Raw genomic sequence first — 12518 nt, 5'->3', positions numbered from 1 at the left:
TAGAAGCGGCGCCTTCCGGAGCCCCGGGGTTCGTCAGACTGATGGAGCCCGGACCTCCGGCTTATCGTGGATTCAGCGATTCAGCGCCAGCTGATGGCCTTACCGCTCAGGAAAAAGCGAGCCGTTGCAATGAACGCCGCCAGATTGAGTTGGGTGAATATCTTGATCATGGTGAAGACTTTATTGCCCGTGCCTGGCAGGTCAGCAAAGCTTGCGGCAGCAGCTGCATAGAATGCCAACTGACTGTAGAACATCAGCTCCAGAAACAGCCCATCTCCGAACCATGCCGACAAGAAGGCGATGATCAACGCATAGGGCACCAGCAGTCGGAAAAACTTGTGAGACAGAAATTGCCACCACACCGGATTGCGCGCAGGGTTGAAAAGCCATGAATGAGTCTGGAATGATTGCCAGTTGCCCGCCAGATTTCTGACCTTTCGCCGAAACTCCTGCTTGATATCATCTGCCGCCTCGTCGAAGGCGTAGGCACCCGGTACGAACAGCGTCCTCTTGCCCTTTTTCAACTGCTCTACCGGCGTATTGAAATCATCCAGCAGAGTTCCCACCGCATTGGGCGTGAAGTCTGCCCGACGAACGGCGTACAGGGCACCGGTGGCACCCGTGGTGGAAAACAGGCGACTCTCGTTATCCCGAATCCATTTTTCATATCGCCAGTACAGTCCGAAGTTTGCCGCTTCCAGACTACCGTCTTCCGACAGAACCAGTTCGCCACTGACGGCACCAATCTGCTCATGCGAAAAGTAGGGAACCAGCTTCCTGATGGCATTTTCCGACACGGGTTGACGGGCATCCATGAACAGGATGATGTCATGACTGGCCATGGACACACCTGCGTTCAGAGCACCACATTTTCCGAGCGCTGATTCCAGATGTCTGACATGTCGTCTCGGATGGCCGTCGAATGCCTCCTGCAGTAGCGCATGAGTACCATCTGTCGAACCATCGGAAACGATGATCCACTCCACCAGCTCGGCTGGATAATCCAGCGCCTCCAGGCTGGTCAGCTTGGTCGGAAGGTTCTTCGCTTCATTGTGTGCCGCGATCACGATACTGACGGTTGGCCAGTCAGTCGGCGTGACTATCGACGGCAGTGACTTCCCCTTTGCCCTCAGATGTAGAAAAAGCGGGAATAGCGCATACGTGTATACGACAAACAAGGCGGAAACCAGAAACAGAATGGTCATGAGAATATCTGCGCCACGTCTGCCTAACGGCTGGATGCCAGTTTCAGGGAGTATTCGCTGAGTTTCGTGTACTCACTGTACAGGGAACGCATTTCCGATTCGCTCATGTAATCGGCAGTCAGAGACGACAAGGGTTCCGATACGTGTTCATTGCCGAACTCATCGGAATGCAGAACGATATAGCGCCCATCATCGGAATAGAATGCATGAGGCAGTTCCTGTTGACTGACCAGTATCTCGAAGAGTCTCTCACCGGGTCGCATACCGACGATCTCGGGCTTACCTCCATCCCCGAATTCAGCAGACAACTGGATGGCAAGGTCGAGCATACCTACCGATTTCATGCGACTGCAGAGCACGAAGGGACGAGTGGAATTTTCAGCGTGATCGATACTCTGACGAATGAGAAGCGCTGCTTCGTCACTGGTGAACATCAGTCGATTCATGCGTGAATCGGTCAGTTTCAGCGATTCACCTTTCCGGGCGCTGTCGATCCAGAACGGTATGACTGATCCATTTGAACAGGCGACATTGGCAAATCGTGTGCAGACAAACCGGGTTTTCTCATTGTAGTGTTCAAGAAACATCTGCTCCATGATCTTCTTTGAATATCCATAGATGTTCTCAGGCTGACAGGCCTTGTCGGTGCTGATACCGACCACGATAGGCACCTCGGCACGCACACTCGCCTTGATGATGTTCAAGCTGCCCGATATGTTGATTTCAGTTGTACGAGAAGGATTCAGCTCGGCAAAGTTCACATGCTTCAGGGCCGCCGCATGTATGACGATATCGGGTTTCACCTTCAGGAAGATCGTGGTCAGGTGATCCAGGTCCTGAATGTCGGATACGTAAGAATGAACGTCGGGAAAGACGTTCTTGAGCTTTTCGATATAGGACTCATTGCGACTGACATTGAAGAACTGGAACTCGTCTCGGTACTGCTTGATGAATGCCTGACCGACCGTGCCTGAACCACCGGTGATGAGTACCTTGCGTCGGTAATCGGAAACTGTGCTGTCGGACATCAATCGGCCTCCTGTATTCGCGTTTCATGCCTGTTACATGAATATCCACGAGAACGCCATGTCACTGCAATACCGTAATTCCGTCGAATGAACACGATAAAATCGAACCGACCATGCTGCAGCGCAGCATTCAGTGAAAGATCGTGAATATTCTCGAAAAGTGATTCCTGTCGATTGACAATCCCCACTGATTCAACCGATGTAAAAAGTCTGTTTTACTACTGGACAATACAACAGTGGATTGCACCCGATGACCCTGTAAACATCAATCTCTCCGCCCCATTACGCGTATTCCCCCGTTTCCAGACGGAGTGGTGTGCACAGCGTCAACCGCCCTACTCTCTCCGGAACCTGTATCCAACGATGAAAGCGAACCCCGTGCAGGCCATTACCGCTCCCACGTATTACCAGATTGCAACACATTTGCACTGCGTTTTGTCCGCGGATATCGAGCCATGGAACTTCGCTCCCTGCTCTGAACTTGACAAGGATTCCAACGAACCTTCAACGATCCGCAGACTACAGCCTTGCACACGATTCGAGACCGGCCATCAGTGCCATGGCTGCATATTGATCAGCGTACCTGGCAATGACACACCTGTGTGAATTCCTCTTCAACAACAGGATTCGGTTTCGGAGCAGCGAACGATGCAAGACACCGTCAGGCATTCCAACGAACAGAGATCGTCAGTCAGGGCTCGCCCGTTTACTCGAAATGGAACACGCAGTATCGGCTATCATGAACAGAGAAATCGAATCCATCGATTGCCCGACTTCCGTTGAGATACCGGTTACGGACAAGACATCAATGACTGAAAACCAGAAACGCGAAAGGATCATCGAACTGTGTCTGCAGATGAACTCCTCCGGACTGAACCAGGGAACCTCTGGCAATATCAGCGCACGTCACAAGGCGTCGATGCTGATCACACCCAGCGGCATTGCTTACGAAAGGCTGCTACCCGACGATATCGCGCGCGTATCGCTGGAACATGCGGACCTGCGTTGGGAGGGGCCGTTCAAACCCTCGTCGGAATGGCACTTTCACAAGGCCATACTCAGGGAGAAACCGGAAATCGATGCAGTCGTGCACACACACTCGACCTTCGCGACCGTACTATCCATTTCGCGTTCGAGCATCCCCGCCTGTCATTACATGATTGCGGCCTTTGGAGGAAACTCGGTCCGATGTGCAGACTATCAAACGTTTGGCTCACCGGAGTTGTCCGAAGCTGTTCTGCAGGCCATGCAAGGACGCAGCGCCTGCCTGCTGGCCAATCATGGCATGATCGCCGCTGGCAAGGATCTGAACAACGCCATGTGGGCAGCGGTCGAGCTGGAGACTCTGGCGAAGCAGTTCTACTACGCTCGACTGGCTGGAACCATGACCTTGCTGTCCGATGACGAAATGAGCGAGGTCATGGACAAGTTCAGAGACTACGGACAGAAAGAAAGATAATCTGCCAGGAACTTCACACCCGAATGAAATTCAGAGCGTCGACGAATACCGAAAATTCGCTCGCAGTTCATCAAGCTATCCCTTCCAGCAGCAGGCGTGCCGTGGTTGAACAGCAGGCAAAATGCGTGACGTAGCCACCGGCTATCGCGGCCCGAGCTGCGGATGCTCTCTCCGGCTCTGCGCAGACCAGCAGACCCAGCTCCTTTTCTCGCATCTGCTCCAGCGTCACACCAATCATCCTGTCTTCGCTGGGTATGGCCATCGCGTTGCCATCGATGTCGATAAGTCGTCCACAGATGACGCCTACCGCACCCTTGCGCCGATATCCAGCGATCTCCTTCGGTGAAATAATCCCCGTTCGCACGATATGACTATCGTCGAAACAGGTACCTGCAGCGAATATGACCTTTGAGCAGTCTGCTACCCGTTGCAACTGCTCTGCGACCACCGGCTCGGCGATCAGTTGCCGGCACAGCGCCGAGTTGGACAATAACAGTGGCACGTGCAGGTTGATGCATTGTGCGCCAAAGCGCTGTGCCAGAGTTGCAGAGCAATTTTCTGCAGCAAACCCCAGTGCCGAAGGTCGAGACCCCACCAGTTGAACGATGACGAGTTCTTCCAGCGTCAGTCTGGGTGCAATCTCGGACAGACGGTATATCGTCTCACCCCAGGCTACTCCCAACATGTCACCACTGTCCAACAGCTGTGGTAACCAGTCCGAAGCAGCCCTGACCACTCTTTCGAAGGAACGCTGCGATGATGCTTCGTCTGCTGGTATTACCAGGGCCTGAGTCAGGTCGAAGGCGTGACGCAATTCAGCAGCCAACTGGTTGTACAGGAACACATTGCTGTCCAACGTCACTCGTACGAAATCACGCCGCCGGGATTCTGCGAGATAATTGACCACCGAGGCACGACTGACACCCAGCTTCGTTGCGATTGCGCTCTGATTCAAACCCTCATGGTAGTAGCACCACGCGGCCTCCACAATGGCATCATCCTGACGAGACATGCGCCCGCCTGCATCGGTTCCGGGCTTGGCAGTGGTTGACGTTGTCGGGCTCATGCGTGCCTACTCGTTTTGCGCGTGTTCCGGAAACAGCTCTGCAAGCCCTTCTGCCGAGGCCGCACAGATACCTCGCTCGGTGATGAGCCCTGTCACCAGCCTGTTCGGCGTGACATCGAAGGCCGGATTACCACCACGGGTAGTCTCCGGTGAAACCCGGACAGTTCGGATCATTCCGTCGCCATCCGTACCCTGTATGTGGGTAGTCTCTGACTCATCGCGTTCCTCGATGGGAATCTCCGCCACACCATCATCGATGCTCCAGTCTATGGTCGGTGATGGCAGAGCCACGTAGAATGGCACCTGATTATCCCGGGCAGCAAGCGCTTTCAGGTAAGTACCGATCTTGTTGCAGACATCACCGCGGCGCGTCGTGCGGTCCGTACCGGTAATCACCAGATCCACTTCGCCATGCTGCATCAGATGGCCGCCGGCATTGTCGGTCACATAGGTATGCGGAACGCCATGATTGCCCAACTCCCAGGCGGTTAGCGCCCCCTGGTTGCGAGGTCGTGTCTCATCCACCCAGACATGCAGGGCAATGCCTGCATCATGCGCGTGATACATGGGGCTGGTTGCGGTCCCCCAATCGACTGTTGCCAGCCAGCCGGCATTGCAATGAGTCAGCACCTGCACCGGCTCGCCCGTCGGTTTGCGCGCGGCAATCTCACGTATCAACGTCAGACCGTGTTCCCCGATACGCTTGTTGATGGCGACGTCCTCGTCGGCCAGCTCATGCGCCAGCTGCAATGCAACCCTTGCGCGATCAAAAATCGGAGTCTGCAACAGCACTTGTCGACAACGATCAAGCGCCCAACGCAGGTTCACCGCCGTGGGCCGCGTGTCATGCAACGCCTGCCGGGCAAGCTCCATGCCGCTGTCTGACGGATCCTGCATCATGGCATGTGCCATGCCATAAGCAGCAGTTGCACCAATCAGTGGTGCGCCGCGCACTCGCATCTGTGAAATGGCATTCAGGTAATCCTGAAGGGTTTCAACATCCTGAATCCGGAATTCATGGGGCAGCAGACGCTGGTCAATGATCTGCAGAACCTGGTGCTGCTCGTTCCACCACAAGGAGCGAAAATGCTGGTTGCCAATCTTCACAGGATGTTCCTCTGGTTGTAGTCTTCCGCCATGCTGATCAACGCGAATTCGTCAGGGAGCCTGTCTGCCTCGAGAATCAGTTGGGCCCCCATTTCCAGATTGCGTGCTTCCAGAGAAGCTCGTACCTCCACGTCTTCAATGACTTCGAAGTCCGCATTATGCGCCAGGGACAAACAGCGCCGGTGCATTTCAATACCACAGAAGCGCATTGCATCCCGGTTGATTTCCTCCAGCAGTTGTTCGCATGCCGGTGACGAATCATGGCCCTGATGCTCGAACAACGCGGCCGGAAACAGCATGCCCGTTCTTTCCGTGCCCCACAATCGCCTGAATTCGCTGCGAAATGATTGCAGACTCTCGCCAATGACGCTCAGAATCCATTGCTGATAGTCAACAAGATCTTCGGCACGATGAGCCGGTTGGCTGAAATAGGCCATCAGAAAGTTCGCCGTCACCATGCCCAGGTCAAAGCTCATGGGACCGTACTGCGCGAATTCGGGATCGATCACCTTCGATTCACGGTCGGTCGACATGATGGAACCCGAGTGCAAGTCACCGTGCAGCAACGTTTCGGTATTGGATGCGAATTTCATCAACATTCTCTGTACGCGGCACTTCAGTTCGACGTTGGCTCGCAGTGACGCAACTACCGGATCGAGCAGGCTGTTATGACTGTTCATTTCGGCGTTGAAGTAGGGATCGGTAAAAACCAGCGATTCCGTAATGGCAGGTATTTCCACATTGCCCGAGAACACCCCCACATCGGCCTTCTTCGCAGCACTGCTCATGCACAGTTCGGAACCGCGAAAGGCAGTTCTGGCACAGAACTCACCGACGAATCTGCCCAGCCCTTCCACACGCTCACCCATTATCAGCTTGTTCCGCAAGATCACGTGTGGCGTCAGATGCTCCATGACAATCAAGGCCTGCCTATCGTCAAAATGAAAGACTTCAGGAACGCAACCATGGCTGCGATTCGCCTGACGTGTCAGTGCGCAGTTCTCATAGTAGGCCCGGTACAGCGGCAACGGCCAACTGTCGCCGACCAGTCGTACATAGGGGAGGGCCTGCTTGACGATGACGCTGCCGGTGCTACCGGTGACGATGAACACCAGGTTCAGATTGCCGTCGCCAATCTCCTGCACCTGCCATTGACTGTAGTCGGGTCCGAGATGGCTGACCACAGGTTCCAGCTGCCCCAGACGTTCTGCCAGAGTTTCCGGCGTGAGTGGTTCATAAGCAACACGGTTCGACATAGAGGCTCCTCCAATCTCACTACCGACTATCCGATTTGTCAGAGAATTAGTCAATAGTCATTACATTTGACAAATGTACATTTTAGGCGAATAGTAAACTCGAAACGCTCGGATCAAAACTCATTACCATGCGCAAGACCGTTTGCAGATTGAAAGGAATCAACAAGTCCTTCGGTACAAACAATGTATTGCGTCGCATTGATCTGGATCTCATCGCCGGAGAAATCATCGTCTTGATGGGGGCCAACGGTGCCGGCAAGTCCACGCTTGTGAAGCTGATTTGTGGTTACCACCGGCTGGACTCGGGCTCGATGGAACTGAATGGTAAAGACTACCGCCCGATGGACCCGGCCGCTGCCATTGCCTCGGGAATCGTGACCGTCCACCAGTCCATCGACGATGGCGTGGTACCGGATCTGGACATAGCAACCAACCTGATGCTCGATCATCTGACTCGACCCGATGCGAGCCTGTGGACAAGGGATCGGCAACTGAGACAGCAAGCCGCCAGGGTGGCACAGAGCATGGGAATCACGACAGATGTTCGCACCCGGGTAGCGGACCTCGGAGTCGCCGACCGACAGATGATCGCCATCGCTCGCGCCATGGCACGCTCCCCTGACGTGTTGATTCTCGATGAACCCACTTCATCGCTATCGGCCACCGAAGCAGACCGACTCTTCACTCTGCTGGACAGCTTGCGCGCCAAGGGCGTGGCCATACTCTACATTTCCCACCGCATGTCGGATATTCGCAGAGTGGCCGATCGCATCGTCTGCATGCGTGATGGTGCGATATCCGGAGTATTCGATCAGCAGCCTCTGGACTATGACAGTGCCGTCACGTCGATGCTCGGGCATGCGATGACCGATGTAGACATCAGCCCTGTCACCGGCATCAAGCCGGTACTGAACATTCGCGGCCTCAAGCTGGGCAAGCACAGCGCCCCCATCAATCTGGTGGCACACGACGGTGAAGTCATTGCCATGACCGGGCTGCTCGGCAGTGGCAAGAGTGCCCTGGCCGAGATACTGTTTGGCTTGCGCCCTGCCCACGGCGGCAACATGTTCATCGACGGAGAACCCTATGCTCCCGCCAATGCCAGCGACGCAGTCAATTCGGGTGTGCACATGTCACCCAAGGACCGATCACTGAATGCCGTCATTCCCACCTTCAATATCACTGACAACATTTGCCTGCCATTTCTGCGTTCATTCTGCCAACTGGGCTTGCTGCGCGGTTACAGACAACGACAAACCGCCGATCGAATGATCAGTCAGATGGGTGTGGTTTGTCAGTCGGCGAAAGATGGCATCAATACCCTCTCGGGAGGAAATCAGCAAAAAGTCATGATAGGTCGCTGGCTGGTCGAGCCGTGTCGCTTGCTATTGCTGGATGAACCCTTTCAGGGTGTGGATATCGGCGCGCGGCGAGACATAGGCAGACATATCAGAGCATCGGCAAACGGCCGTGCGACCATCGTGTTCGTCGCCGAGATCGATGAAGCTCTCGAGATTGCGGATCGAATCGTGGTGTTGCACGAAAGCCAGATCGTCGGTGAACACATCAATAACGACATAAACCTCAACACTTTGATCGCACAGGTATCCGGCGCGATGAATTCTGCCTCCATGTCCGCAGCATCATGAAAAACGATCGCTTTCTCGACTTTGCAATCCGCTATGGATTCCTGCTACTGCTGGTTTTGCTCATCGTCTATTTCAGTGTGGCAGCGACAGGATTCGCCTCGCCACGTTCGGCGGCTTTCATCCTTCAATCGGTCGCCATTACCGGGATTCTGGCCCTGGGCGTGACCTGCACGCTGGTGGTTGATGGTTTCGATCTGTCCATCGGTTCAGTTGCCACCACCGCTCTCATGCTGTCGGCCTACGCCATGGTGATTCTGAAGCTCTCCGCTGTGGTTGCAGTACTGCTGTGCCTTGGCATGGGAGCGCTGGTTGGCTTGATCAACGGATTGCTCATCGTCAAGTTTCGAGTGCCGGATCTGCTGGCAACGCTTGGCATGATGTTTCTGCTCATAGGCCTGCAACGGATACCTACACAAGGCAATTCCATTTCTGCCGGTATGCGATTGCCTGATGGCACGACCGCAGAAGGGACATTTTCAGCCGCCTTTCTGTGGCTTGGCCGACACCGCTTCGATCTGTTTCTGGAGCGACTTGTACCTGTGCCGGTCGTCATTTTTCTGCTGATTGCCGTGGGCATCTGGATCTTTCTCGGCTTCACGCGACACGGTCGACTGATGTATGCCATCGGTTCCAATGAGCGAGCAGCATCGCTGGTTGGAGCAAACGTCAACCGCTACAGGATCGTGGCCTACATGATCTCGGGTGTTACCGCCTCCATAGGAGGAATTCTGCTGGCAGCACGGCTCGGCCGAGGCGATATCGCCAGCGGCAACAATCTGCTTCTGGACAGTGTTGCAGCAGCACTCATCGGTTTCGCCGTCCTCGGAGCAGCACGGCCCAATGCATTTGGTACGGCCATCGGCGCCTTGTTCGTCGGCATTCTCCTGCAAGGCCTGACCATGATGAATGCACCCTACTACACCCAGGATTTCGTCAAAGGGGCCATTCTGGTAGCAGCTCTTGTTTTCACCTTCTACCTCAGCTCTCGCCAAAGCGTGGGTGGAAAATCTCATAACAATACTTGATGAGGATCTTGACAATGTTGCGACGAAAACTACTCAAATATTCAGCGTTGACTACCAGCCTGATCGTTGGACTGTCAGGCACCGTGTCGGCAGCCGACATGCCAGCTCCACTGGATAATGCCGGAGACGTGAAAATCGCGCTGGTCCGCTACCTTTCCACTGGAGACTTCTTCCAGTCCTACCTGTCGGGCGTCGAAACCCAGGCAGCAGCCATCGGTCTGGACCTACGAATCTTCGACAGTCGTCAGGATGCTGCACTACAGGCTGACATGGTTGACCAGGCCATTGCTCTGGGTGTCGATGGCATCATCATTCAGCACGGACTGACCGAATCCATGAAGGAAGCCGCACAGCGCGCCGTGGACGCAGGAATCAAGGTGGTGGCCTTTGATGTCAACGTGGAGAACGAGGCCATTCCACAGATCGAACAATCCGATTATCTGCTGGGAAAAATGGCACTGGATCAAGCCATTGCGGATAACGGCGACAGCTTTACCGCCGGTTATGTCTATGTACCCGGCATCGCACCGCTTGATCGGCGGGATGTAGCCTGGCAGGAAACCAAGGAAGCCAACCCCGGCATAACGGAAGCTGCAGCATTTGGCACACTGGATAACCCCATAGCGAATTCCGTGGCAAATCAGGCGCGCTCGGTCTTGCAGGCGAACCCGATGATCAATGTCGTGTTTGCACCGTACGACGAATTTGCCAAAGGCGTGAAGATCGCCGTGGATGAAGCAGGTCTGACAGATGACATCGACATCTACTCTGCCGATGTATCAACCGCCGACATCTCTGCCATGCGCGAGCCCGGCTCTGCCTGGGTAGCGACCGTTGCCACCAACCCATCGGTCGTGGGGGAAGTATCCGTACGAACACTGGCACTGTTGCTCGCTGGCGAGGACCCGGGAGCGAGTGTCATCGTGCCGCCCACGCTGATCACACAGGATTTCCTGAACGACAATGACATCAACAACATGGATGAACTGGGTGCAAACATGCCTCAGTTCCGCCATGCTGACGTGGCCATGAGTGACTGGATGCCATTGCCAGCCAGATGATTCCCTCGCGACCAACAAGTGAATGAGAGGAAGGGGGGTGTCGCCAGCGGAAGGCGCATCACCCTTTCTTTCGTCAGATCGTCCGACACGCATTCAGCATCCTGCCGTCAAAAGTGTTCGCCGATGACTGGTGGTCGAGTTCGCATCGCCGTGCGCCGCTGTCGCGAAAAACTGAACCGGTAGATCAGCTCCTTGCCACTTCAGCCCCCGGAACTGACTTCCTGAAATCTCGTTTTGTCGACCTTCAGGTAGGCCACACCTTCGTCCACTGCAATCACGACTTCTTCCACACCGGGGATGGATTCCAGCTCGACCATCAGGCCCTTGCCGCGGCTGCGTTCCTCCGTACTCAGCGCGCGGCGATGGGTCGTCATTTTCCTGGGTGGCTGAAAACCGCGTAACACCAGCCCCCATACCAGACACAACAAGGCCACGACAGCGAACAGTCCGGACTGTCCAACCAGCCCATACAACCAGCCGGCACCTGCGCCGCCTGCAAACGCCCCCAGGAACTGGCTGGTACTGTAGATGCCCATGGCACTGCCCTTGGCCGCAGCCGGCGCCAGGCGTGAGACCAGTGAAGGCAACAAGGCCTCCAGTGTATTCATGAAGCAGAAGAAAGTGGTGATGCCGATGAACAGCCAGACGGCCCCCGCATCGAAGCCGAGCAGCTGCGGACCGGCGAACAGCATCTGGGTCAGCGTCAAACCTGCGACACAGAGCAGCAGTACCGCCCTCATGGCCTTGCGCTCCCCCCAGATGATCAATGGAATCATGACACCGAAAGCGACGAGCACCGCTGGCAGATAAACCAGCCATTGTTTCTCCGAAGCTATGCCTGCATCCCGCAAGCCCAGTGGCACGGCAAAGAAGACGGCGGTGATGATCAGGTGCAGCATGAAAATGCTCATATCCAGCCGCAACAGCTGTCGGTGACCCAGCAAACGCTTCATGGTTGCCAGGTTGGCTCCGGTATCGGCACTGTACTGGCATCGCTCGGGTGTGGGTACCAGCGTGTGCAGAATGATGATGGCCAGCACAGCCGAGGCTGCCGTGAGCCAGAACAGACCATCCAGGGAAAACCAGCCAATCAGTACCGGACCGAGAATCAGCGCCAGAATGAAGGCAAAGCCGATGCTGGCCCCCATGCTCGCCATGACCTTGGTGCGCTGTTCATCGCGCGTCAGATCCGCCGCCAGAGCCATCAACGCCGCCGCAATGGCCCCGGCTCCTTGCAGGGCACGCCCCACGATGACACCATGAATGGAATCGGAAGTGGCAGCCACGATACTGCCCGCGGCCAGCAGCAGCAGACCCAGAGTGATAACCTTCTTGCGCCCGATCCGGTCACTGAGCATGCCGAACGGAATCTGCAGGCAGGCCTGCAACAGTCCATAAATGCCGATGGCCAGACCGATCAGCAGCGGGGTGCTACCGCTGTAATGGTCACCAAACAGGCTGAATACCGGCAGAACGATGAACAGGCCGATCATTCTGACCATGTAGATCAGTGACAGTGACCAGGTTGCCCGCCGCTCACGGGGCAGCAAAGCCGACGAGGATGTAGAGTTTGTCTGGTTCAAGTGGCCCGGCAGGAGCAGCGTTTCAAGCGATGTATAGTATCAGGCGCAACGTCAATCGGGCAGCTGCCCTACCGCCAAT

The 12518-nt window shown here is 55.4% G+C and carries 10 protein-coding genes; 4 read left to right on the top strand and 6 right to left on the bottom strand.

The features are described 5' to 3' along the window. Positions 1 to 80: 80 nt before the first annotated feature. Positions 81 to 1205, bottom strand: coding sequence for a glycosyltransferase family 2 protein (locus ACUNV4_RS27650; protein ID WP_430881899.1), 1125 nt, complete (start codon positions 1203 to 1205; stop codon positions 81 to 83). Positions 1206 to 1228: 23 nt separating this feature from the next. Then, positions 1229 to 2233, bottom strand: coding sequence for a polysaccharide biosynthesis protein (locus ACUNV4_RS27645; protein WP_430881898.1), 1005 nt, complete (start codon positions 2231 to 2233; stop codon positions 1229 to 1231). 784 nt (positions 2234 to 3017) lie between these two features. On the opposite strand from ACUNV4_RS27645, the gene ACUNV4_RS27640 reads away from it, so the two are divergent. Beyond that, on the top strand, positions 3018 to 3692 hold the full coding sequence (locus tag ACUNV4_RS27640) for a class II aldolase/adducin family protein (RefSeq protein WP_430881927.1): 675 nt from the start codon (positions 3018 to 3020) through the stop codon (positions 3690 to 3692). Positions 3693 to 3762: 70 nt separating this feature from the next. Here the strand turns inward: ACUNV4_RS27640 and ACUNV4_RS27635 are convergent, their stop codons facing one another. From ACUNV4_RS27635 to mtnK, 3 genes are read right to left on the bottom strand one after another with little or no spacing between them, the layout of a single operon-like run. Then, positions 3763 to 4758, bottom strand: coding sequence for a sugar-binding transcriptional regulator (locus ACUNV4_RS27635; RefSeq protein ID WP_430881897.1), 996 nt, complete (start codon positions 4756 to 4758; stop codon positions 3763 to 3765). Positions 4759 to 4764: 6 nt separating this feature from the next. Next, positions 4765 to 5865: an S-methyl-5-thioribose-1-phosphate isomerase gene (mtnA, locus tag ACUNV4_RS27630; protein ID WP_430881896.1), complete on the bottom strand. Its 1101-nt coding sequence runs from the start codon at positions 5863 to 5865 to the stop codon at positions 4765 to 4767. Further along, the gene (mtnK, locus tag ACUNV4_RS27625; protein ID WP_430881895.1) at positions 5862 to 7121 is read right to left on the bottom strand and encodes an S-methyl-5-thioribose kinase; all 1260 of its coding nucleotides are present in this window, start codon (positions 7119 to 7121) and stop codon (positions 5862 to 5864) included. The genes mtnA and mtnK overlap by 4 nt, the downstream gene beginning before the upstream one ends. 128 nt (positions 7122 to 7249) lie before the next feature. Between mtnK and ACUNV4_RS27620 the strand changes: the two genes are divergently transcribed. Genes ACUNV4_RS27620 through ACUNV4_RS27610 form a run of 3 tightly spaced genes read left to right on the top strand, consistent with a single transcriptional unit; the run spans position 7250 to position 10856 of the window. Further along, entirely contained in the window at positions 7250 to 8770 is a 1521-nt protein-coding gene (locus ACUNV4_RS27620) for a sugar ABC transporter ATP-binding protein (protein ID WP_430881894.1), read from the top strand. Further along, positions 8767 to 9795 (top strand): ABC transporter permease, encoded by a 1029-nt coding sequence (locus tag ACUNV4_RS27615; RefSeq protein WP_430881893.1) that lies wholly within the window; start codon positions 8767 to 8769, stop codon positions 9793 to 9795. Before ACUNV4_RS27620 ends, ACUNV4_RS27615 begins: the two co-directional genes overlap by 4 nt. A 47-nt stretch (positions 9796 to 9842) precedes the next feature. Next, the gene (locus tag ACUNV4_RS27610) at positions 9843 to 10856 is read left to right on the top strand and encodes a substrate-binding domain-containing protein (protein WP_430881892.1); all 1014 of its coding nucleotides are present in this window, start codon (positions 9843 to 9845) and stop codon (positions 10854 to 10856) included. Positions 10857 to 11056: 200 nt separating this feature from the next. On the opposite strand, the gene ACUNV4_RS27605 is transcribed toward ACUNV4_RS27610, so the two are convergent. Next, entirely contained in the window at positions 11057 to 12406 is a 1350-nt protein-coding gene (locus tag ACUNV4_RS27605) for an MFS transporter (RefSeq protein WP_430881926.1), read from the bottom strand. Positions 12407 to 12518: the final 112 nt, after the last annotated feature.

The organism is Granulosicoccus sp. 3-233 (assembly GCF_052681095.1).
The sequence above is the reverse complement of the archived record's forward strand: the minus strand, read 5'-3'. Positions and strand labels throughout refer to the sequence as shown.

Bases quoted from the DNA above. Each gene is read 5' to 3' on its own strand.
- ACUNV4_RS27650 (WP_430881899.1), bottom strand. From the start codon at position 1,205: ATGACCATTCTGTTTCTGGTTTCCGCCTTGTTTGTCGTATACACGTAT.
- mtnK (WP_430881895.1), bottom strand. From the start codon at position 7,121: ATGTCGAACCGTGTTGCTTATGAACCACTCACGCCGGAAACTCTGGCA.
- ACUNV4_RS27620 (WP_430881894.1), top strand. From the start codon at position 7,250: ATGCGCAAGACCGTTTGCAGATTGAAAGGAATCAACAAGTCCTTCGGT.
- ACUNV4_RS27645 (WP_430881898.1), bottom strand. From the start codon at position 2,233: ATGTCCGACAGCACAGTTTCCGATTACCGACGCAAGGTACTCATCACC.
- ACUNV4_RS27615 (WP_430881893.1), top strand. From the start codon at position 8,767: ATGAAAAACGATCGCTTTCTCGACTTTGCAATCCGCTATGGATTCCTG.
- ACUNV4_RS27635 (WP_430881897.1), bottom strand. From the start codon at position 4,758: ATGAGCCCGACAACGTCAACCACTGCCAAGCCCGGAACCGATGCAGGC.